Source organism: Micromonospora sp. NPDC047074, assembly GCF_040643815.1.
Classification (GTDB): domain Bacteria; phylum Actinomycetota; class Actinomycetes; order Mycobacteriales; family Micromonosporaceae; genus Micromonospora.
This window is the reverse complement of sequence record NZ_JBEYVB010000005.1, coordinates 212,164-233,646: the sequence shown is the minus strand read 5'-3', so window position 1 is coordinate 233,646 and position 21,483 is coordinate 212,164. Positions and strand designations below refer to the sequence as shown.

Annotated in this window: 17 protein-coding genes and 5 tRNA genes; 10 read left to right on the top strand and 12 right to left on the bottom strand. The window is 74.2% G+C overall.

The features are described from left to right. Nucleotides 1-44: 44 nt before the first annotated feature. From ABZ809_RS11015 to ABZ809_RS11005, 3 genes are all read right to left on the bottom strand, one after another. Nucleotides 45-2,978: a M36 family metallopeptidase gene (locus tag ABZ809_RS11015; RefSeq protein ID WP_357562290.1), complete on the bottom strand. Its 2,934-nt coding sequence runs from the start codon at nucleotides 2,976-2,978 to the stop codon at nucleotides 45-47. Nucleotides 2,979-3,168: 190 nt separating this feature from the next. Further along, nucleotides 3,169-3,744 (bottom strand): TIGR03086 family metal-binding protein, encoded by a 576-nt coding sequence (locus ABZ809_RS11010; protein WP_357562288.1) that lies wholly within the window; start codon nucleotides 3,742-3,744, stop codon nucleotides 3,169-3,171. Between the two features lie 62 nt (nucleotides 3,745-3,806). After that, nucleotides 3,807-4,409, bottom strand: coding sequence for a TetR/AcrR family transcriptional regulator (locus tag ABZ809_RS11005; protein ID WP_357562287.1), 603 nt, complete (start codon nucleotides 4,407-4,409; stop codon nucleotides 3,807-3,809). A 309-nt stretch (nucleotides 4,410-4,718) separates the two neighbouring features. On the opposite strand from ABZ809_RS11005, the gene ABZ809_RS11000 reads away from it, so the two are divergent. The 3 genes from ABZ809_RS11000 to ABZ809_RS10990 all read left to right on the top strand — a co-directional run bounded on the left by ABZ809_RS11000 (nucleotide 4,719) and on the right by ABZ809_RS10990 (nucleotide 4,985). Then, nucleotides 4,719-4,791, top strand: a tRNA-Gly gene (locus ABZ809_RS11000). Between the two features lie 35 nt (nucleotides 4,792-4,826). Beyond that, nucleotides 4,827-4,897: transfer RNA gene (locus ABZ809_RS10995), tRNA-Cys, on the top strand. Between the two features lie 13 nt (nucleotides 4,898-4,910). Continuing rightward, nucleotides 4,911-4,985: transfer RNA gene (locus ABZ809_RS10990), tRNA-Val, on the top strand. A 134-nt stretch (nucleotides 4,986-5,119) separates the two neighbouring features. On the opposite strand, the gene ABZ809_RS10985 is transcribed toward ABZ809_RS10990, so the two are convergent. Beyond that, nucleotides 5,120-5,362, bottom strand: a complete 243-nt coding sequence (locus tag ABZ809_RS10985; RefSeq protein WP_357562285.1) for a DUF6458 family protein — start codon at nucleotides 5,360-5,362, stop codon at nucleotides 5,120-5,122. 186 nt (nucleotides 5,363-5,548) lie between these two features. On the opposite strand from ABZ809_RS10985, the gene ABZ809_RS10980 reads away from it, so the two are divergent. Continuing rightward, nucleotides 5,549-5,621: transfer RNA gene (locus tag ABZ809_RS10980), tRNA-Gly, on the top strand. A gap of 49 nt (nucleotides 5,622-5,670) precedes the next feature. Further along, nucleotides 5,671-5,745: transfer RNA gene (locus tag ABZ809_RS10975), tRNA-Val, on the top strand. A gap of 37 nt (nucleotides 5,746-5,782) precedes the next feature. On the opposite strand, the gene ABZ809_RS10970 is transcribed toward ABZ809_RS10975, so the two are convergent. Next, on the bottom strand, nucleotides 5,783-6,370 hold the full coding sequence (locus tag ABZ809_RS10970; protein WP_357562284.1) for an NAD(P)-binding domain-containing protein: 588 nt from the start codon (nucleotides 6,368-6,370) through the stop codon (nucleotides 5,783-5,785). A 65-nt stretch (nucleotides 6,371-6,435) separates the two neighbouring features. On the opposite strand from ABZ809_RS10970, the gene ABZ809_RS10965 reads away from it, so the two are divergent. From ABZ809_RS10965 to ABZ809_RS10955, 3 genes are all read left to right on the top strand, one after another. Then, nucleotides 6,436-6,846 carry a helix-turn-helix domain-containing protein gene (locus ABZ809_RS10965; RefSeq protein ID WP_357562283.1) on the top strand — a complete coding sequence of 137 codons (411 nt, stop codon included), beginning with the start codon at nucleotides 6,436-6,438 and terminating at the stop codon, nucleotides 6,844-6,846. A 141-nt stretch (nucleotides 6,847-6,987) separates the two neighbouring features. Beyond that, nucleotides 6,988-8,022: an NAD-dependent epimerase/dehydratase family protein gene (locus tag ABZ809_RS10960; protein WP_357562282.1), complete on the top strand. Its 1,035-nt coding sequence runs from the start codon at nucleotides 6,988-6,990 to the stop codon at nucleotides 8,020-8,022. A gap of 35 nt (nucleotides 8,023-8,057) precedes the next feature. Beyond that, nucleotides 8,058-8,390 (top strand): hypothetical protein, encoded by a 333-nt coding sequence (locus tag ABZ809_RS10955; RefSeq protein WP_357562281.1) that lies wholly within the window; start codon nucleotides 8,058-8,060, stop codon nucleotides 8,388-8,390. A 105-nt stretch (nucleotides 8,391-8,495) separates the two neighbouring features. On the opposite strand, the gene ABZ809_RS10950 is transcribed toward ABZ809_RS10955, so the two are convergent. Further along, nucleotides 8,496-9,482 carry a nitroreductase gene (locus tag ABZ809_RS10950; RefSeq protein ID WP_357562280.1) on the bottom strand — a complete coding sequence of 329 codons (987 nt, stop codon included), beginning with the start codon at nucleotides 9,480-9,482 and terminating at the stop codon, nucleotides 8,496-8,498. Nucleotides 9,483-9,755: 273 nt separating this feature from the next. On the opposite strand from ABZ809_RS10950, the gene ABZ809_RS10945 reads away from it, so the two are divergent. After that, nucleotides 9,756-10,394: a response regulator transcription factor gene (locus ABZ809_RS10945; protein ID WP_091620063.1), complete on the top strand. Its 639-nt coding sequence runs from the start codon at nucleotides 9,756-9,758 to the stop codon at nucleotides 10,392-10,394. Between the two features lie 217 nt (nucleotides 10,395-10,611). On the opposite strand, the gene ABZ809_RS10940 is transcribed toward ABZ809_RS10945, so the two are convergent. Beyond that, a complete protein-coding gene (locus ABZ809_RS10940; RefSeq protein WP_357562368.1) occupies nucleotides 10,612-12,243 on the bottom strand; it encodes a GAF domain-containing protein in 1,632 nt (543 codons plus the stop codon). A 155-nt stretch (nucleotides 12,244-12,398) separates the two neighbouring features. Further along, on the bottom strand, nucleotides 12,399-13,409 hold the full coding sequence (locus ABZ809_RS10935) for a nitroreductase family protein (protein ID WP_357562279.1): 1,011 nt from the start codon (nucleotides 13,407-13,409) through the stop codon (nucleotides 12,399-12,401). A 189-nt stretch (nucleotides 13,410-13,598) separates the two neighbouring features. Here ABZ809_RS10935 and ABZ809_RS10930 point away from each other — a divergent pair, with 189 nt between their 5' ends. Continuing rightward, complete coding sequence (locus ABZ809_RS10930) at nucleotides 13,599-15,941, top strand: heavy metal translocating P-type ATPase (RefSeq protein ID WP_357562275.1); 2,343 nt, start codon at nucleotides 13,599-13,601, stop codon at nucleotides 15,939-15,941. 61 nt (nucleotides 15,942-16,002) lie between these two features. Here ABZ809_RS10930 and ABZ809_RS10925 read toward each other — a convergent pair whose 3' ends face one another. The 4 genes from ABZ809_RS10925 to ABZ809_RS10910 form a co-directional block, all read right to left on the bottom strand. Beyond that, nucleotides 16,003-16,875, bottom strand: coding sequence for a universal stress protein (locus tag ABZ809_RS10925; RefSeq protein WP_357562274.1), 873 nt, complete (start codon nucleotides 16,873-16,875; stop codon nucleotides 16,003-16,005). Between the two features lie 58 nt (nucleotides 16,876-16,933). Beyond that, nucleotides 16,934-19,342: a phosphoketolase family protein gene (locus tag ABZ809_RS10920; RefSeq protein ID WP_357562273.1), complete on the bottom strand. Its 2,409-nt coding sequence runs from the start codon at nucleotides 19,340-19,342 to the stop codon at nucleotides 16,934-16,936. A gap of 96 nt (nucleotides 19,343-19,438) precedes the next feature. Then, nucleotides 19,439-20,296, bottom strand: a complete 858-nt coding sequence (locus ABZ809_RS10915) for a universal stress protein (protein ID WP_357562272.1) — start codon at nucleotides 20,294-20,296, stop codon at nucleotides 19,439-19,441. Between the two features lie 357 nt (nucleotides 20,297-20,653). Beyond that, nucleotides 20,654-21,454, bottom strand: a complete 801-nt coding sequence (locus tag ABZ809_RS10910; RefSeq protein ID WP_357562271.1) for a PP2C family serine/threonine-protein phosphatase — start codon at nucleotides 21,452-21,454, stop codon at nucleotides 20,654-20,656. Nucleotides 21,455-21,483: the final 29 nt, after the last annotated feature.

The following is a 21,483-nucleotide window of genomic DNA, read 5'->3' as shown; positions in this document are numbered from 1 at the left end:
GTCCGTCGGGGCCGGCCGGCATGCCGACCGGCCCCGACGGGGCGTCACTTCGAGAACGCCTGGAACTCCGCGATCCGCACCTGGGTACGCGCCGGGCTGGCGGTCCCGCAGTCGGTGGTGGTCGCCGGGTCGTCGTCCTGCTCACCGGCGTAGGCCGGGCCGCCGGTGCACTGGCTGGCCAGCACCTCCAGCCGCAGGTGCGTGGCCAGGGTGGTCGGCACCGGGAACCCGCGCAGGTTGATGTCCCGCACGTACGCCCGGTACGCCCCACCGGGGAACGCGTCGGGCGCGCTGGTGTGGATGCGCCGCCAGTTCGCGGGATCCGCGCAGTCGGCCTTCTTCGCGTTGCACGCCGACACCGCGAACGAGCGCAGCGCGCTGAGCGCGTTCTGGCTGCCCGGGTCGGCGTCGCCGGCGATCGCGGGGCGCAGCATGGCGCTGACGTTCACCCGCTTGACGACCTGCGGCGCGTCCCCGGCCAGCGCCACGGTGACCTGCCTGCCGGCCACCCCGTCGAGGGAGGCCCAGTTGGTGGCCTCGGTGTCGTCGGCGATCCGGTCCAGGTTGACCCCGTCGCCGGTGATCGTCGCACCGGACGCGGTGGACGCCAGGTTGCGGCTCATCCGCAGGTCGACGTGACTCTCCTTGCCGGCCCTGGCGACCACGTCGAGCCGCTGGTGGCCGAAGCCGGGCGCGACGGCGAGCAACCGGTACCTCCCGGGCACCAGCTCCACCCGGTCGGGCAGCGGGGTGGCCGGGTCCGTGTCGGCCACCGGCACGGCCCGCGCCTCGTACGCCCCGACGTACACCCGGATCGGCGCGTCGGCGCTGTCGCCCTTCGGGCGGAGGGTGAGCACGGCGTTGTCGGCGCCGGGGGCCGCGAAGCTCGGCGTCGGGTCGGTGTCGGCGGCGCCGTTGGTGGCGGCGTCCCGACCCATCCCGGAGCGGGCGAACTCGGCCCAGATCAGCTCCTGGTTGGCGCCGCCGAAACGGAGCAGGTCGGCGGTGAGCATGTTGTCCCGCATGTCGAGCATGCTGACCTGGCTGGCCGCCTGCAGCAGGAACGAGTCGAAGACCAGCTGCGACCAGCGCCGGTTGCCCGGGCACTCGTCGACCGGCACCAGGCCGCGCGCGCAGTCGAGCTGTAGCTGCGGGGTGCCGGCGCCGTACCGCTTCGTCAGCGCGGCCCGGACCCGGTAGTTGGTGGCGCTCCAGATCTCGCCGTCGGCGTGCACGGCGGGACCGCCGGTGTTGTAGCCGACGTCGGAGTAGTTCAGCGGGCTGCGGCTGAAGTCGTGGTTGCGGATGCCGCTGACCAGGTTTCCGGTGACGTATCCGCCGGTGACGTAGGGCGTCTCGCCGGGGGCGCGCAGCCCGTGCTGGAACAGGTACTCGGCGGCGAGCAGGTCGCTCCACGACTCGCCCATCGAACCGCCCTGGTGCCCGCCGATGCCGCTGTCCGGGCCGGCGATCATGCGGTTGGTGATGGCGTGGGTGTACTCGTGCCCGATGACCGTCATGTCGTAGTCGCCGTCGACGCAGGGCGGGTACGGCCCGCCGGCCTGCGGCTGCCACAGGTACATGTTGGTGGTCGGCGGCAGGCCGTCGCGCGGCGTGCCCTGGTTGGCGTTGTTCCGGTTGCCGCTGAGCGCACCCTGCTGGGCGCGGCCCTGCTCGGCGTCGCCGCCCCGGCCCTCCGGGGTCAGGTTCACCGCCTGGAGGTTCCAGGTCGCCTCCGTGAAGCCGAGGTGCCAGGCCCAGTCGTGCATCCGGTTGTGCATGGCGAACAGGTTGCCGATCGCGGCGTCGCCGTCGTTGCGCTGCGCCGAGGTGAACACCTCGGGGTTGCAGCGGGACTGGTGCCACTGGTCGGTGAACGGGTACTCGTAGCGGCGCTCGGGGCTGGGCGTGGCCGGGACGGCCGGCGTGCCGCCGCCCCAGGAGAGCACCGTGTTGGCGGAGTTGCCGCGCGTGGTGCCTGTCGGCGCGCCGGTGGCCGCGTCGACGTCCCACGGCTGGCCGGTGGCCGGGTCGCGGAAGGCCGCCTGGCAGCCCGGCGACGGGTCGCCGCACCAGCGCACCCGCGGGTCCTGCCCGGGGCCGAGGTCGCGCGGCGGGGTGGCCGGGAAGACCGCCCAGCTCGGGTTGTCGGAGTCGAAGTCGACCAGGTCCTCACGGACCAGCACCCGACCCGTGATTCCGTCGACGTACGTGGTGAACGCCGCCGGGTGGTCGGCGTCGGCGCCGATCAGGGTCACCTCGTACGCGGCCCGGGGCCCGTCGAGCGGGGTGGGCACGGCGACGGACCGGACACTGTGGCTGCTCACCGCGTACGCGGCCAGGCCGGCGTCGGCGAGTGCGGCGGCGTACGCCTGCTCGCCGGTGAGGGTGGCCGGCGCCGGCGCGGCGGTGTCCCGGGACAGCGAGGAGCTGACCGCGAGGACCTTGCCGCCGGCGACCGCGACGGTGACCAGGCCGTCGTGCCCGGCCGGCAGGTCGCCGAAGCGCTGCCGGAGGGTGACGACCGTGCCGGTGCCGATCGGGCGGACCAGCACCCGGTCCATCGCCTCGACGGCGGCGGCGTCCAGCCCGAAGAGGTCGTGGTGGCCGGTCAGGTACGCGCGGGCGGCCGCCTCCGGCTCCCCGGGCAGGCCGGTGGCCAGCGGCGTGCTGCCGGGGCCGAGCGCGTGCGGGGTGCCGAGCCGGTTCCAGCGGGCGTCCGGGTCGGCCTGGCGGGCCAGCCCCCGCTGCCGGGCGTCGGGGGTGGCGGAGCCGGGTCGGTTGTCGACGTCGGCGTGCTGGTGCCCCTCCGCGAACGGCCCGGACCGCCGCTCGTCGCCGGGGCCCGGGGCGGCGGTGGGGCTGGCGACGGTGGGGCCGGTGGGCAGCAGCGCGGCCACCACCATGGTCGCCGCCAGAACGGGGACGAGCCGGCGTCGACGCCGGCTCCTCCAGGGTGTCCACTCCGGTTGTGCCACGGGACCTCCTCGGGGGAGCGGGATGGCCGGCACGTCGCCGGTCCGCGCACGCGGATACGCATGCGCATCTGTGGATATCAGCCCGCCCCGACAGGGACAAGGGCCGTGCCCGCTCGGGGTCGGCCTGTTGCCGGAGGTCTGGCGATCCCCGCACCGGCTGCGGCCAGCGCGGGGCGGTGGGACGCGGCGGTCAGGGGGTCCAGTCGGGGTCGCGCCCGAAGGCGGCGACGAGGCGGTCCTGCTCGTCGGCCCGCGCCGGCACGTCGACGGGCGAGCGGACCAGCCGGCCCCGCTGGTATTCGCCGATCCGCCGGCTGAACCACCGGGCGCACTCGGCGACCGCGTCGGCGTCCATCCGGGGATCCGCGCCGATGGCCACGGCCAGGTCCCAGCCGTGGATCAGGTGCTCCGCGGTCAGCTGGTGCAGGTACTCGTCGGCGGGGGTCTCGCCGACGGAGAGCGCGACGGTGCGGTGCAGCGCGGCCGGCCGGGTGAAGGCCAGCTCCGCCTGCGCCGCCGCTTCCCGGGCCGCACCGGCGGGGTCGGGGCCGAGGAGGTCGCCGTCGTACCGGTCGCCGACCTCCTTGATGGTCCGTCCCGCGAGCAGGGCGACGCTCCACCGGTCCTCGCCCACCACGTGGTTGACCAGCGCCCGGACGTCCCAGTCCGGGCACGGGGTCGGTTCCGACCACTGGCCGGGGCCGACCTGCTCCACCCGGTCGGTGAACTCGGCCAGGCTGCGGCGGTACGTCTCCAGGGGGTCCATGCCGACGATTGTTCCGGCTGCCCCACGGGGCCGAGCCGTTTTGCCCGCTTCGCGCCGCCGGCTCAGTCGAGTTGCGCCGGGTCCAGCCCCAGCTCGCGCGCGGTGAGCAGGCGGACCCACTCGGCGAACTGCCGGCGGGAGATCACCCGGTCGTGCACCGCGAGCTGCACCGCCAGCCCGTCCATCACCGCGCTGATCCGCCACGCCGCACCGGCCGGGTCGGCGCACTCGAAGGTGCCCTCGCGGACCCCGTCCGAGATCACCGTCGCCAGGTCCTCCCGCCAGCGCAGGTCGAGCCGGCGGGAGACCTTCTCCAACTCCGGGGTACGCAGCGACTCCGCCCAACCGTCGATCCACATCGACCAGGAGGTGGCCCGACCGGCCGGGGTGTAGAGCCGCACGATCCGGCGGAGCTTGGTCAGCGGCGGGGCGCCGGACCGCATCACCGCGTCCAGCCGGGCCAGATCCTGCTCCACCGCGTACGCGAACGCCTGCGCGAGCAGCCGGTCCTTGGTGGCGAAGTGGTAGAAGACCAGCGCCTGGCTCACCCCGGCGGCCTGTGCCACGTCGGCCGTGCGGGTGTTGGCCAGACCGCGTTCCACGATCACGTCGCAGGCCGTCCGCAGCAGGGCATCCAGGCGGATCTCGGCCGCACGTCTCGTCACGCCGTTACCGTAGCCCATCTGATCGAACACGGGCAGTTACGGATCACGCTCCTTCCGGCCCTGCGACAGTCGGAAGCCTGACACTTTTTCCGGCATATCCCCATCGTCCGTGGTGACCGCTCGTCGGTCCTCCAACCCATCCTCCTAGGAAGCCCTGGTGGGGGTGACGCGTCCCTGGTCTCCGCCGACGCATCGCCGCTGCCCACGCCGGTCGGCGGTCGCCGGACGCGCCGGGAGTCACCCCGATTTGGCAACCGCTCGCCAGCTCGGCTAAAGTTCTCACCCGTCACCGGTTAACGCCGGGGGCACGCGGACGTAGCGCAGCTGGTAGCGCATCACCTTGCCAAGGTGAGGGTCGCGGGTTCGAATCCCGTCGTCCGCTCGGAGACTGCCGCCACGCATGACGGGGGCAACCTCGGTGGGGTGGCCGAGAGGCGAGGCAACGGCCTGCAAAGCCGTGTACGCGGGTTCAAATCCCGTCCCCACCTCGGTAACAAGCGAGGGCGATTGGCGCAGTGGGAGCGCGCTTCCTTGACACGGAAGAGGTCACTGGTTCAAACCCAGTATCGCCCACCAGCAGGAAGGCCCGTCACCATTGGTGACGGGCCTTCCTCGTGTTCCACCGCGCCCGTGCCGGCCGCCTCACGGACGCCGGGCGGGCGTGTGTGCGTACCGCGACCGTCCAGCTCCGCCGGCCGCGCGGACGCCGGTCAGAGCGGCGGGGCGACATCCTCCCGGCGCTCCTCGACCCGCCGGTACTCGACCGGCTCGGTCGTGCTGACCACCTGGCGGCGGCGCCCCCAGATGAGCGTGGTCATGATGAGGCCGAGCACGCCGGCTGCCATCAGGATCCAACCCACGACGTCCAGGTTGAGGCCGCCGAGGCTCGCGTCGAGCGCGAAGGTGAGGATCGCGCCGAGCGCGATCAGGAAGATGCTGGTGCCGATACCCACGACAGCCTCCTTGGTCAGGGGATGTGGTGTGCTGTCGATGGGCTTCAGTACCCCGCGGGTGACCAGCGCAACCACCTCGATGCCGAACCGGCGGCGAGCGACATGCCCCACCCGGGCGGGGCGGCGTGCCGGGCGATCTTGTCATCGGGTAGAGTTCCTCTCGTCGCCGAGGAACACCGGCGGCACGCGGACGTAGCGCAGCTGGTAGCGCATCACCTTGCCAAGGTGAGGGTCGCGGGTTCGAATCCCGTCGTCCGCTCGCGATCCGCCCCTGGAGGTCCGGCCTGCCGGACCGGGCGGTCACCCCCGGGCGATTGGCGCAGTGGGAGCGCGCTTCCTTGACACGGAAGAGGTCACTGGTTCAAACCCAGTATCGCCCACCACCCCGATCACTTCCGGCCTGCCCGCCCGGGCGGCAGCTCAGCGCGCGATCGTCAGGGCGAACGGAACCGGCCCCAGGGCGGCGACCAGCGGTCGGACCATGAGCACGAAGGACTCCGGCCACCACGCGTTCGCCACTCCGCCGAGGTCGACGATCCCCGCCGGCGGCCAGCCCAGCCCGGTGAGCAGGTCGGTCACCACCCGCTTGGCGTCCGGGTCGTCGCCGCACAGGAACGTCGACGGCGGTGGGGTCACCCCGGTCGGGTCGGCCATCAGCGCGGGCGGCCCGACCGTGTTCAGCGCCTTCACCACGCGGGTCTCCGGCAGCGCGGTCTGCAGCTCCTCGGCGAGGTTGCGGTACAGCAGCCGGGCCGCGAAGCCGTCCGGCCCCTGTTCCACCGCGTTGGCGACGTCGACCAGCACCTTGCCGGCCAGCGCCGGGCGCAGCCGCCGCAACACTTCGAGCGACACCGCACCGGGTAGCGCGTTGACGACGAGTTCGGCCGAGTCGGCTGTGGACTCCAGCCGGTCGCGGGTGCCGACGAGGACCTGGTGGCCGGCGGCGGACAGCGCCGGGGCCAGTGCGCGCGCGACGTTGCCGGCGCCGAGGATTCCGATCACGCTCATGCCCGAACGGTAGGCTGGGCGGTATCGCGCCGGCAGTACGCACTTCAAGGTGCCTGGAGGATCCGATGGTCACCAGCAGCGCGCTCGCGCGCCGGGCGGGTGCGCGCTCGGCGTACCTGGTGTCGCTCGCGGAGTGCCCGACGCACCGGGTCCTGGACCGGCTGGGCGACCGTTGGGTCAGCCTGATCCTCAAGGAGCTCGCGGGCGGCCCGCGCCGGCACGGTGAACTGACCCGCGCCGTCGCGGGCGCCACCCAGAAGATGCTCACCCAGACGCTGCGGGGCCTGGAACGCGACGGCCTGGTCGCCCGATCCGTGACTGCCACGGTGCCGCCCCGCGTCGACTACCGGCTGACGCCGCTCGGGGAGAGCCTGCTTCCGGTCATGGCGGTGGTGACCGAGTGGGCCGAGCGGCACATCGCCGACGTCGACGCCGCACGTACGGCGTACGACGAAGCGGCCGTCCCACGCTGGTGACGCCCGTCCGTGGGGTCGGCGCGTCGTCGCCGCTGCCGGCGCCAGCGGCTGGGCGGACGGGGGACGGCTTCTGCCGTGGGCAGATCCGCTCAACGTGAACGGGGTTCCGGGGGCGCCCCGGAAGCCGGCACAGTGGAACGCATGAGACTGCTGGTGCTGGGCGGCACGGGATTCGTGGGCGGCGCGACGGTCGCCGAAGGGGTACGTCGGGGCTGGACGGTGACGGTCTTCAACCGGGGGCTGCACGGCGCGACGCCGGAAGGCGTACACCGGTTGCGGGGTGACCGGACGGCGCCCGACGGCCTGTCGGCGCTGGCCGGCGGCGAGTGGGACCTGGTGGTGGACACCTGGGACGGCGCGCCCCGGGCGGCAAGGGACGCCGCCCGGTTGCTGGCCGGCCGGGTCGGTCACTTCGGCTACGTCTCCAGCGGCTCGGTCTACGCCCGGCCGGTCGTCCCCGGATCGAACGAGGACGCCCCCGTGGTGGCCGCCGAGCCCGACGCCGACGACGCCGCCGACGCGCCCAACAAGGCCGGCGCCTACGCGCCCAACAAGGCCGGTGCCGAACGAGCCGTGCGCCAGGTGTACGGGGAGCGGGCGTTGATCGCCCGGGCCGGGCTGATCCTCGGGCCGGGGGAGGACATCGGGCGGCTGCCCTGGTGGCTGACCCGGATCGCCCGGGGCGGCGACGTGCTGGCGCCCGGCCCGGCCGACCTGCCGGTGCAGTACGTCGACGTGCGTGACCTGGCGGGCTGGATGCTGGACCGGGGCGCGCAGCGGCAGGGCGGGACGTTCAACGTGGTGAGCCGCTCCGGCCACGCCACGATGGGCGAGTTGCTCGACGCCTGCGTCGCGGCCACCGGCGCCGACGCCCGGCTGCGCTGGACCGACCCGGAGCCGATCCTGGCCGCCGGGGTCGTGCCGTGGAACGACCTGCCGATCTGGGTTCCGGCCGGGCACGAGTACCGCTGGTTGCAGGAGCGTGACGTCGAGCGCGCGTACGCGGCGGGGCTGACCTGCCGACCGGTGACCGAGACGGTCACCGACACCTGGGCGTGGCTGCGCCGGGTCGGCACGGTGCCGCCACGCGCGGGGCGTCCGCAGCGCGCCCCGGTCGGTCTGGACCCCGAGCGGGAGGCGGCGCTGCTGGCGGCGACGCGGGTATTCGGATCGTAGGGAGATCCAGCTAATCAGTGGATTCAAGAAACTCCATGGGCGGTGAGTCGGTGTTTCGTGCTCGACACGAAGATTCAGAGATCATCATCATGCTCGGCGGCGACGATGATGTAGAGGTGCTCGACGATGTCGACGTAGAGGTGATCCTTGGTGATGGCAGTCGATGGAGTGCCACTTTCTTGTCGATAGATGCGATCCAGCGTTTGATGGTTCGCTGGAAAGTGACAGGGGAGTGCTTGAACGGGGCATTCTTCCAGTGCCGTGACCTCGTGATCGTTGAGCAGCGAGGGCTGGCGGCGATGATCGATCTTGCGGGACGGCTGATCGACACGGGCGAACTTCAGTACACATTCATGCGGATTGACTAGATCTCGGTGTGGATGCCGGGCGCTTCCCCGGTGCCCGGCGCCATCCCGAACGCTCCTGCTGTTCGTGTTGACGGCGCACACAAAGGTGAATTGGGTGCAGCTCTCTTAAGGTGCGCTGCCAACAGGTGGGTTCGATGCGATCAACACCTCGTGGATGTTCCGGCGCGGGGTCGGGCGTCCTGGTTGGCCGTACCCGATGCGCAGCACCATCTGCGGCGTGCCGAACCGCCCCAGCGACAGCCGCAACTGCTCGCGGGCGCTGGGCACCTCGATCGGCTGGGACAGCATCGACACCGCCAGCCCGGAGTCCGTCGCGGCCAGCAGCACCCGCTGCAACGCCTGCCCCGCGAGGACCTGGTCGACGGCCGTGCTGCCGGGCGAGCCGAGCACCGCCACCAGCGGCTCCGGCTCGAAGTCCCGACCCGGGGCCCGGTCGAGGCCGCCGAAGCCCCGCGACGGCAGCAGGTCCTGCGGTTCGCCCTGCGGGCCGCCGGCGGCGACGGGGATCCCGTCGGGGGCGGGCCTCGCGCGTACCCACTCCTGGCGTTCGGCGACGTACGCCGGGTTCCGCTCCAACACCCGGTGCGCGCTGCGCGCGATCTCGCCGAACGCGTTCACCGCGCTGACGCCGACCAGCAGTTCCAGCCAGCACCGCTCCGCGCGGGCCGCCTCGGCGAGTCGCCAGCGGGCGTCGGCGGGCACCGGGTCGGGCCAGAACGGTGCGCGGTTGCTGAACCGGCGGGGGATGGCCGAGTGCAGTGCCTGCTCGGCGGGGGTGGGACGGCGCGGAACGTCCGGGACGAGCCGGGCCACCACATCCGGCTCGGCCGGGTAGGGGCGCAGCCGGACCGTCGCCGGGGTGCCGGCCACGGCCAGGGCGAGCCGCAGGTTGAACAGCGCCGCGCCGCAGGCGATCCGGACGCCCCAGCCGTTCGGGTCGGTGGCCGGCAGCCGTCGGGTCGGGTCGACCAGCACCTCGATGCCGCCGTCGCGGAGCCGGAACCGCCACGGCTGGGTGTTGTGCAGGGACGGCGCGCGTACGGCGTCGGTCGCGGCGGCCCGCAGTTGCTCGACGGTGAAGCCGGTGTCCATGGTCGTGCTCCTTCCGTGGCTGGTCGTGCCGCCGACGAGTGGTACGCATCCACGGTGCGTCACCGGAGCGTGGCCCGGGCAGGGCCGGACGTCCCGTCCCGCCGGGCCCGACCGCCCCGCCGCACGCCGGGGACCTTCGGCCCGCAGCGGGGTGTCGGTCGGGCCCGGCGGCGTGGGTGACCTGCTGGTCGGGCAGGGGCGGCGGCGTGGGTGATGCCGCATCGGGACCTTCGACCCGTGCGGAGGGCACTGGGAAGGGGGTAGAAACGAGGGATGATCCGCGTGTTCCTGCTCGACGACCACGAGGTCGTCCGCCGTGGCCTGGCCGACCTGCTACAGAGCAGTGGTGACATCGAGGTGGTCGGCGAGTCCGGTCTCGCCCAGGAGGCGGCCCGGCGCATTCCGGCCCTGCGGCCCGACGTGGCGATCCTCGACGCGCGGCTGCCCGACGGCAACGGCATCGACGTGTGCCGGGACGTCCGGGCCGTCGATTCGTCGATCAAGGGCCTGATCCTCACCTCGTACGAGGACGACGAGGCGCTCTTCGCGGCGATCATGGCCGGCGCGGCCGGTTACGTGTTGAAGCAGATCCGTGGCACCGACCTGGTCGACGCGGTGCGCCGGGTGGCGGCCGGCCAGTCGCTGCTCGACCCGGCGATCACGACCAGGGTGCTGGAGCGCATCCGCAGCGGCGTCGAGCAGCCGCGCGAGCTGAAGTCGCTCACCGAGCAGGAACGGCGGATCCTGGAGTACGTGGCCGAGGGCCTCACCAACCGGGAGATCGCCGGGAAGATGTTCCTGGCCGAGAAGACCGTGAAGAACTACGTCTCCAGCGTGCTGGCCAAGCTGGGCCTGGAGCGCCGAACCCAGGCCGCCGTCCTGGCCACCCGCCTCCTGGGCAAGTCCCACTGAGCCATCCTCACCCCGCCCTACCCACCCCACCCCACCCCGCGCCACGCCTCGCGCCTCTGCCTCTCCCGCCTCGCCTCTCGCCCCCGTCGTCGATCTTGCATTTTGGGCCCCTCCTTCGGGGCATATGCACCTTCTGCCCGGGCCGAAAGTGCAAGATCGCGGGCGGGCTCGCGGGCGCGGCCGGGCGCCCACGCGCGGGGGAGGGAGGGGGGAGGGGTCAGGCGGGGAGGGGGACGGACCAGCACAGCTCGGTGCCGTGGGGGGCGGCTCGGCGTACCTCGAACTCGCCGCCGTGGCGCTCGGCGCGCTCGCGGAGGTTGACCAGCCCCCCGCGGGCGGCGGCCGGGTCGCAGCCCACCCCGTTGTCGGCGACGGTCACGGTCACCCGGCCGGTGTCGACGCGTACCGCCACCGTCACGCGGTTGGCCTCGGCGTGGCGTACGGCGTTGGAGAGCGCCTCCCGCAGCACGGCCGTGAGGTCCGGGCGGACCGCGTCGGGCACGGCGCTGTCGATCGGCCCGGTCAGCTCCAGGCGGGGGCGGAAGCCGAGCGACTCGGCGGCCGCCTCGACCGCCTCCCGGATCTCGGTGCGCAGTGCCGCGCTCATCGGGGTACGCAGCTCGAAGATGGTGCGGCGGATGTCCTTGATCGTGGCGTCCAGGTCGTCGACCGCCGCGTTGATCCGCTTGGCGACCTCCGGCCGCGTCGTCATCGGGGCGGCGCTCTGCAACTGCAGGCCGGTGGCGAACAGCCGCTGGATGACCACGTCGTGCAGGTCCCGGGCGATCCGCTCGCGGTCCTCCAGGACCACCAGCAGCTCCCGTTCCTCCTGACCGCGGGCCCGCTCCATGGCCAGCGCGGCCTGCCCGGCGAAGCTGCCCAGCAGGGCCATGTCGTCGTCGCTGGCGGCGGGCAACCGGTCGGGGCGGTGCGCGATCACCAGCACGCCGTGCAGGACGTCGGCGGTGGCGAGCGGGGAGATCACCGCAGGCCCGGTGCTCAGCAACGCCGGCCACGGCGCGGCGTGGGCCAGGTCGGCCACCTGGTCGTGCCGGCCCTCGGCGATGGCGGCGGCGAAGCTCGTCTCGGCGGCCGGCAGCACGGTCCCGACCAGGGCGGCCGCCTGCTCGTCGGCCCCGTCGACCACCTCGACGGTGAACTCCTCGGCGTCGGGGTCGTAGAGCAGCACCAGCGCGACCTCCGCCTCGGCGACCTCGCGGGCGCGCCGGGCCACCAGCGCCAGGGCGTCGGTGCGGCGTACCTCGCCCAGCAGCACGCCGGTGATCTCGGCGGTCGCGGCGAGCCAGAGCTCCCGCCGGTGGGCCAGCGCGTAGAGGCGGGCGTTCTCGATCGCCACGCCCGCCGCCGCGGCGAGCGCGACCACGATCTCCTCGTCGTCCTCGGTGAACTCCGCGCCGCCCTGCTTCTCGGCCAGGTAGAGGTTGCCGAAGACCTGGTCGCGGATGCGCACGGGCACGCCGAGGAAGCTGTGCATCGGCGGATGGTGTGCAGGAAACCCGTAGGACTTCGGGTGCTGGGTGATGTCGGGCATCCGCAGCGGGCGCGGATCGTCGATGAGCAGGCCGAGCACGCCCCGCCCGTGCGGCAGGTCACCGATCCTGGCGTGCAGCTCCGGGCCGATGCCGTGGGTGATGAAGTCGTGCAGCAGGCGGTCGTGGCCGATGACGCCCAACGCCCCGTAGCGGGCGCCGGCCAGCTCGCAGGCCGCCGCCACGATCCGTTGCAGGGTGCTGCGCAGATCCAGGTCGGTGCCGATGCCGACCACCGCGTCGAGCAGGGCCCGCAGCCGTTCCCGGCTGGTCACCACCTCGCCGACCCGGTCCAGCATCTCCTGGAGCAGCTCGTCGAGGCGTACCCGGGACAGCGGGCTGAGCCCCAGCGAGGGGGTCACGTGCGGTTCGGTGGCGGCCACCGGGCGATGGTATCCCCCGGTGGCCGTGGCCCTCGGGCCCGTTGGTGGCGGGCCCGGGGCCGAGGGCGCCGCTAGGCGCCGGCGTCGCGTACCGCCGAGGTGTCCACCACCTGGGCGGCGTCGAGCCGCGGGGTGTGCGGCGGCCCGGCGTGCGCCGGGTCCGCGATCCCCAGCCGCAGCACGAGGTACGGGTAGCCGAGGCCGCCCAGCAGCCCGCGCAGCGTCTGCCGGGTGCCCGCCACCTCCACCACGCCGCTCAGCGGCACCACGGAGATCCCGAGGCGGGTCGCGGTCAGCCAAGCGGCGGAGAGCGCCTCGCCCGCGCGCAGCCAGGTGTCCGGCTCGTCCTCGTCGCCGTAGAGCAGGCCGTACACGGCGGCCCGGTCGTGCCCGGGGCCGACCGGCAGGGTGCCGGGGCGACCGAAGTCGCGGGCCGGCACGGTGGTCTGCGGGGCCTCCGCCGGCAGGACCTCCGGCGGCAGGCCGGTGCCGGTGCCGCCGCGGCTGGTCCAGTACTCCAACTCCTCGCGCAGCTGCGGGTCCTCCGCCTCGACCGACGCCGCGTGCCCGGCCGTGGCGGCCAGCTCCAGGACGTTGTCGCGGTCGAGGAACTGGAGCTGGCAGCCCTCGGCGGCGACCGCCGCGGCGATCTCCCCGAGGGCGGCGTCCGGCACCGGCTCGTCGCTGACCGGGCGCCGGTCGGTGTGCCGCACGGACATGCACTGCACCAGGCGCATGGCGTCCGGGTCGGCTTCCGCGCGGGCCAGCCCGGTCAGCCGGCCCAGCAGGTCGCGGTCGGTGGGGTCGGAGATCCGTTCCACCACGGCGGTCCAGCCCTCCGCGGCCAGCGCGACCCGCGCGTGGTGCAGCGCCGCCCCGCAGCTGTACGCCACCAGCCGGCCCTCCGGGTCCGTCGCGGCGAGCCGGGGGTCGCGGACCACGCGTAGCTCCAGCGCGTCCGGCAGCACCCGCCACCGCCACGGTTGGCTGTTGTGCACCGACGGGGCGTGCCCGGCCGTCGCGGCGGCCTCCGCGAGTGCGGTGGTCAGCGGGCGGCCCGTCGCCGGCGTCTGGTGGCTCATCGTCACGACCTTTCCGTTTTCCCCATCGTGCCCCAGGCCGGTGGTGCCCCGGGCGGGGTTGCCGCTCCATCCTGCGCCATCCCCCGTGCCGACACACGGTACGCAGGTCCCGGCGCGGCAGGGCCCTCGTCCCCCGCCGGTTCGCCCGGATGCCCTCCGGTACGCGGCCGGCGCTGGGACGATCCGCAGGTGGGAACGGAACCGCCGGAGTGCGTGCCGGAGCAGCCGGCACGGCGGGACCGGCCACGCCTGCCGCTCTGGGTGCCGCTGACCGGGGTGACGGCGCTGGTGCTGGCCGGGGCGGCGCTGCGGCTCACCGGTCGCCGGGACGCGGCCGACCTGGTGTGGGCGTCCGCCACCGTGGCCGCCCTCGCACCCGCCGCCTGGTCGATGCTGCGGCAGCTGTGGCGCCGGCAGTTCGGGGTGGACGTGATCGCCGTGCTGGCCCTGGTCGGCGCGCTGATCGTGCGGGAGTACCTGGCCGGAGCGGTGATCGCGGTGATGCTGGCCACCGGGCGGGCGCTGGAGGCGTACGCCCAGGGGCGGGCGACCCGCGACCTGCGTGCGCTGCTCGCCCGCGCCCCCCGCACCGCCCGGCGGCGCGGCCCTGGCGGGAGCGTCGAGGAGGTGCCGCTGGACCGGGTGGCGGCAGGGGACCGGCTGCTCGTCGGCCCGGGCGACGTGGTGCCTGTCGACGGGCAGGTCGACGAACCGGTGACCCTCGACGAGTCGGTGGTCACCGGCGAGTCCCGGCTGGTGCGGCGCGCGGCCGGCGAGCAGGTCGCCAGCGGCGTGGTCAACGCCGGTGCCGGCTTCGGGATGCGCGCGACGCGCGACGCGGCGGGGAGCACCTACGCGGGGATCGTCCGGCTTGCCGAGGAGGCGACGGCGCACAAGGCGCCGATGGTGCGCCTCGCCGACCGGTACGCCGCCGCGTTCGTGCCGTTCACCCTGGTCCTGGCGGGGCTGGGTTGGCTGCTCTCCGGCGATTTCGTCCGGGCGGTGGCCGTGCTGGTGGTCGCCACCCCGTGCCCGCTGCTGCTGGCCACCCCCATTGCGATCGTGTCCGGGCTGTCCCGCACCGCCCGGCGCGGGATGCTGGTCCGCGACGGCGGCTCGCTGGAACTGCTCGGCCGGGCCCGCACGCTGCTGGTCGACAAGACCGGCACGCTGACGGCCGGCCGCCCCCGCGCCGCCGAGGTCGTGGCCGCCCCCGGCGGCGACCGCGACGACGTGCTGCGTCTCGCCGCCTCGGTCGAGCAGCTCTCCCCGCACGTGCTGGCCCGCGCGCTGGTGGCGCAGGCGCGCGAGCGGGGCCTGCCGCTGACCGAGCCGGCGGGGGTGACCGAGGAACCGGGCCGGGGCGTACGCGGGTCGGTCGACGGGCGGCAGGTGCGGGTCGGCCAGCTCGACGGCGACCTGCCCGACTGGGCGGGACGCGCCCGGTCCCGGGCCGAGCTGGCCGGTCGCTCGGTGGTCTGGGTCAGCGGCGAGCGGGGCCCGATCGGGGCGATCCTGCTGGAGGACCCGGTACGCCCCGACGCCCGCCGCACCGTCCGGCGGCTGCGCGAGGCGGGGCTGCGGCGCGTCGTGATGGTGACCGGGGACCGGCCCGACGTCGCCGCCCAGGTGGCGGGGGTGGTCGGCGTGGACGACGTGGTGGCCCGGTGCGCGCCCGCGGAGAAGGCGACCCGCGTACGTGAGGAGGCGCGCCGGGCCGTCACCGTGATGGTCGGCGACGGGGTGAACGACGCCCCCGCCCTCGCCGAGGCGCACGTCGGCGTGGCCATGGGCGCCACCGGGGCGACCGCCTCGGCCGACGTCGCCGACGCGGTGCTCACCGTCGACCGGCTGGACCGGCTCGCCGACGCGGTGGAGATCGCCCGGTACGCCCGCCGCATCGCGGTCCAGAGCGCCATCGTCGGGATGGGCCTCGCGGTGCTGGCGATGCTGGCCGCCGCCCTCGGCCGACTGCCCCCGGTCGCCGGGGCGTTCCTCCAGGAAGGCATCGACGTGCTGGTGATCCTCAACGCGTTGCGTGCCCTCGGGGGCGGGCTGCGCCGCCGCGACGTGCCGCCGGGCACCCGCGAGCTGCTCGACCGGTACGCCGCCGAACACGGCGCGGTCCGCGACGTGCTCGCCACCCTGCGGAACACGGCCGACCTGCTCGCGACCACGCCCGGCGCGCCGGAGTGCCTGCCGGCGCTGCGCGAGACGCACCGCAGGCTCACCGGGGAGGTGCTGCCGCACGAGGCGGCCGAGGAACGCCAGCTCTATCCGGCGCTGGCCGAGCCGCTGGGCAGCGCCGAGGCGACGTCGACGATGAGCCGCGCCCATGTGGAGATCCGGCGACTGGTGGACCGGATCGGCGCGCACCTCGCGCAGGCCGGCGACGGACCGCTGCGCCGGGACCAGCTCACCGACCTGCTCGCCGCCCTCTACGGCCTCGAGGCGATCCTGCGGCTGCACCTTGCCCAGGAAGAGGAGGACTACTTCTCGCTCAGCCCGGCGGAGCCGGCCGAGAGCCGCTGAGCGTGAAAGGAAGGGCCCCCTGCTATCGCCTTCTGATGTGCAGGGGGCCCTTCCTTTCCGCTCAGCGTTCCCGGACGACCGCCACCGGGCAGTGCGCGTGCTGGATGAGCTGCTGGCTGACCGAGCCGAGCAACATCCCCTTCAGGCCACCCCGACCCCGGGTGCCGACCACCACCAGGCACGCGTCGCGGCTGGCGTCGACCAGCAGGGACGCCGCGCTGCCCTGCGTCACCTCCACCGTGACCGGCACGTCGGGGAACGTCGCGGCCCAGCGGCCCAGCGGCTCGTCCAGCTCGGCCCGGTCGGCCGCCGTGGCCTCCCGCGCCTCGGGATCCGACGGCGGGCGCTGGCCGGCGGGCGGGTGCCAGGCCCGCACCACGCGCAGGGGCACCCGTCGGGCCGTGGCCTGCTCGAACGCGAATCCCAGCGCCACCAGCGAGTTCTCCGACCCGTCCACGCCGACCACCACGTGCCCGCTCCGCCCGCCGGCGGCGGCCTCACCACGGACCACCACGACCGGGCAGTGCGCGTGGGCGGTGACCGAGACCGCGGTCGAGCCCACGAGCAGCCCGCCGAAGCCGCCGTGCCCTCGGGTGCCCAGCACCAGCAGGTCGGCCCGCGCGGAGCGTTCCTGGAGCACCAGCGCGGGCGGACCGTCGAACACCTCACCGGTGACGGTCAGCTCCGGGTGCGCGGCCGCCGCGTCCGCCGCCGCCTTGTGGACCAGCTCCTCGACCTGCCGGCGGGCCGTTTCGTCCGGCCAGATGCCGGGGGCCACGCCGGGGCCGATCCAGCCGGCCACGGTGAGCCACTCGAAGACGTACGCCAGCCGCACCGGCCGTCCGCTGCGACCGGCCTCCTCCAGCGCCCACTGCAACGCGGTGGAGGCGTCGGCGGAGCCGTCGTAGCCGACCAGGATCTCGTCGCCGCTCATCGGGACCACCTTTCGTTCGTGTTCAGCCTTTCGTTCGCGACTGCGGGGCTCGCAAACCTCACTGGGCTGCACCGCCTCGCAGGCCCGGGTCCGTCTCGCGGACCCAGCGCCACTCCGCGACCCGGGGATCGTCCTCGCCGAAGCGGCGGGTGTAATCGCGGCAGGACTGGCGCGCGTCGACCATCTCCTGCCGCAGGTGGGCGGCCCGGTCCGCCAGCCCCGGCACCCGGTCGATCACGTCGATGACCAGGTGGAAGCGGTCCAGGTCGTTGAGCATCACCATGTCGAACGGCGTGGTGGTGGTGCCCTCCTCCTTGTAGCCGCGTACGTGCAGGTTGACGTGGTTGGTGCGGCGGTAGGTCAGCCGGTGGATCAGCCACGGGTAGCCGTGGTACGCGAAGATGACCGGCCTGTCCCGCGTGAAGATCGTGTCGAACTCCTTGTCCGACAGGCCGTGCGGGTGCTCTGTCGGCGGTTGCAGGCGCATCAGGTCGACCACGTTGACCACCCGCACCTTCAGCTCGGGCAGGTGCTGCCGCAGCAGGTCCGCGGCGGCCAGCGTCTCCAGCGTCGGCACGTCCCCGGCGCAGGCGAGCACGACGTCCGGCTCGCTGCCGGCGTCCGTGCTGGCCCAGTCCCAGATCCCGAGGCCGCGCCGGCAGTGCTGGACCGCCTCGTCCATCGACAGCCAGTTCGGGGCGGGCTGCTTGCCGGCCACCACCACGTTGATGTAGTGCCGGCTGCGCAGGCAGTGGTCCATCGTGGAGAGCAGGGTGTTGGCGTCCGGCGGCAGGTAGACCCGTACCACCTCGGCCTTCTTGTTCATCACGTGGTCGATGAAGCCCGGGTCCTGGTGGGAGAAGCCGTTGTGGTCCTGCCGCCACACGTGGCTGGAGAGCAGGTAGTTCAGCGAGGCCACCGGCTCGCGCCACGGGATGCCCCGGGTCACCTTCAACCACTTGGCGTGCTGGTTGACCATCGAGTCGACGATGTGGATGAACGCCTCGTAGCTGGTGAAGATGCCGTGCCGGCCGGTGAGCAGGTAGCCCTCCAGCCAGCCCTGGCAGAGGTGCTCGGAGAGGACCTCCATCACCCGCCCGTCGGGCGAGAGTTGGTCGTCGCCGGGCACGGTGCCGGCCACCCAGGCCCGGTCGGTGACCTCGAACGCCGCGCCGAGCCGGTTCGAGGCGACCTCGTCCGGCCCGAAGAGGCGGAACGTCTGCGGGTTGGCCGCGATGACGTCGCGTACCCACGGGCCGAGGGCGCCGGTCGCGCCGGCCACGGTCTCGCCGGGCCGCTGCACGTCGACGGCGTAGTCGCGGAAGTCCGGCAGCGCCAGGTCGCGCAGCACCAGCCCGCCGTTGGTGACCGGGTTGGCGCTCATCCGCCGATCACCCTTCGGCGGCAGCGCGGCCAGCTCGGCCACCGGTGCGCCGGTCGCGTCGAAGAGCTCCTCCGGCCGGTAGCCGCGCAGCCAGCGCTCCAGCTCGGCCAGGTGCGCCGGATTCTTGCGCACCTCCGCCAGCGGCACCTGGTGCGCGCGGTACGTGCCCTCGACCTGCTTGCCGTCGACCTCGCGCGGCCCGGTCCAGCCCTTCGGCGTACGCAGAACGATCATCGGCCAGCGCGGGCGCTCGACGGTGCCACCGGAGCGGGCGTGCCGCTGGATGGCGGCGATCTCGTCCAGCGCCCGGTCGAGCGTGCCGGCGAGCACGTGGTGCACCGTCGCCGGGTCGTCGCCGGCCACCACGTACGGCTCGTAACCGAACCCGCGCATCATGGCCAGCAGGTCGTCCTCACCGATCCGGTCCAGCACCGTCGGGTTGGCGATCTTGTAGCCGTTGAGGTGCAGGATGGGCAGCACCGCCCCGTCCCGGGCCGGGTTGAGGAAGACGTTAGACAGCCAGCTCCCGGCGAGCGGGCCGGTCTCCGCCTCCCCGTCGCCGATGACGCAGGCCACCAGCAGGTCGGGGTTGTCGAACGCGGCGCCGTAGGCGTGGCTCAGCGCGTACCCCAGCTCGCCGCCCTCGTGGATCGAGCCCGGCACCTCCGCCGCCACGTGGCTGGGGATGCCACCGGGGAAGGAGAACTGGCGGAACAGCCGGGCCATGCCGGACTCGTCGCGGCCGATGTGGTGGTACAGCTCGCTGTAGGTGCCCTCCAGCCAGGTGTTCGCCACGATCGCCGGACCGCCGTGGCCGGGGCCGGTGACGAACATGGCGGACAGGTCACGGGCGACGATGACCCGGTTGAGGTGGGCGTAGAGCAGGTTCAGGCCGGGGCTGGTGCCCCAGTGGCCGAGCAGGCGCGGCTTGACGTGCTCGGCCGTCAGGGGTTCGCGCAGCAGCGGATTGTCCAGCAGGTAGATCTGCCCGACGGTCAGGTAGTTCGCCGCCCGCCAGTAGGCGTCCAGCCGGCGCAGCTCGTCTTCGGTCAGGGGGCTGTGCAGGTCGAGAGCGGTGTCCATACTGCATGAGCCTCTCGCGGGTTGGGGAATCCTGCATCCTCGGAGCGTGGATCCGTCCGGGCCGGTCTCAGCCTGCCCGGCCGGCTGCGGTGTGGATCAGGGCCGTTGGTCCCGCGCCGGGTGGGCGTTACGCCCGTCCACCGGCACCCCGGTTCGCCCGCGTACCACGATCACCGGAGCGGGGGAGTGGTAGAGCAGCGCCTGGCTCACCGCCCCGAGCATGCCCCGCCACGGCTCGTCGCCCCGGGCGGCGACCACCGCCAACTGGGCCGAGCGGGACTGCTCGACCAGGACCGTGCCGGGATCGCCGCGGATCGTGTGGCACTCCGCCGCCACCGACGGGAACCGCTGGGCGGCCCGTGCCATCACCTCGACGAGCACGCCGGGATCCGCGGTGCCGTTCTCGGGCTCGACGACGCGGACCGCGAGCAGCCGCGCTTCCCGCCGGGACGCGCACTCGAGTGCCCACGCCAGGGCGGTCTCGGAGCTGGCGGTGCCGTCCACCCCGACCAGCACCGGGCCCTGCGGCGGCGGCTCCCGGCGGGCCACCAGCACCGGGCAGCCGGCGCGGGCGGCGAGCTGCACCGCCGCTGCGTCGGCCGGCACGCAGTCGCCGCAGCTCGCCATGCCACCGTCGCCCACGGCGAGCAGTGCGGCCGACTCCGACCGGCGGATCAGGGTGGCGACGGGAGGGCCTTCGACGATCTCGCCGCTGACCGGCAGCGCCGGTTCGACCTCCTTGGCGATCTCCGTGGCCCGGGAGATCAGCTCGTCGGCGTCGGCGCGCGGGCCGGCGATCGACGGGGCCTGAAGCGCCGTCGTCCAGTTGAACGCGTGCAGCAGGCACAGGGGGCGGCCGTGCGTGGCGGCCTCCCGCGCGGCCAGCCTGACGACCGACAGGTTGCGTTCCGAGCCGAGCCCCACCAGCACCGCCGCGTCGGTGGCTGCGGCCATCCGAATCACCTCCGCAGGCATCGCGCCCGGCCCTCCTGTCGAGGCTAGTCGCGGCGGTTGGCCGACGGGGCGGGATCGCCGCATGGCGTCGGGACCCCGCAACGGCTCACCACCGCCGGCCGTCCTTCGCCGGCCGTCCACCCCGCCGGCCGTCCTTTGCCGGCTGTGCCCCCGCCGGGAACAACCCGGTGGACGCTGTCGAGCTGCCCCATCTGTGCGACCGGAGGACATCACAGGGCCGGTCCTACGGATGGGGCAGCTCGACAGGGCTGACGAGGCCACCCTCGCCCCCGGCCCGTCGCGGCGATGACGGGCCGGGCGTCCGGTTCTGGGAGGTGTCCTGTGGCGTCGGCGCCCTCAGCGGGCGGGCGCGGGGTGGACCCGGACGACGACGGCGGTGGCGTTGTCCGCGCCGCCGGCCCGGATGGTCGCGGCGAGCAGGGCTTGGACCGCCTCGTCGGGGCGCGGCGTGGCCAGCAGCTCCCGGATCTGCTGGTAGTCGACCTGGTCGCTGACCCCGTCGGTGCAGAGCAGCCAGACGTCGCCGGGGCGCAGCGACACGGCGAGCAGGTCGGCCTCCGGCTCGCCCGGGTGGCCGACGTAGCGGGTGAGCTGGTAGCGGGCGCGGGCGGCGGCGGTGGAGTCGGCCGGATACCAGCCGTGCAGCACACCGAGCCAGGCCACGGTGTGGTCGGTGGTGATCAGTTCCAGCAGGCCGTCGCGCAGCCGGTAGGCGCGGGAGTCGCCGAGCTGGACGAGCCAGGCCTGGCCGCCGTCGGGCTCCACGAGCAGCGCGGTCAGGGTGCAGCCGGTCAGCTCCGTGAGCCCCGAGCCGGCGGTGCGTACGGTCGACTGGACCTGGGCCACGGCGGTGCGCAAGCGCCGGGGGTCGACCGTGGGCCAGGCGGCCCGGACCTGCGCGACCAGGGTGCCCATCGCCGTCGTGCCGGCCAGGCGGCTGCCCTCGCCGGCTCCCATCCCGTCGGCCACGGCCGCGAACGGCAGGCTCGCGTCGACGTGCAGGACGTCGAAGTTGGCCGGGTAGTGGTGGCCGGTGACGGTGCCGCCAGCGGCGTCCAGCGTGACCTCGGCGAGCGGGAAGCGGCGCCTCTCGTCGGACACGGCGGCGTCGGCGGGAAGGCGGGGGAAGTCGGGCACCGGCGGACGTTAGCACCGGGCCGACCCGG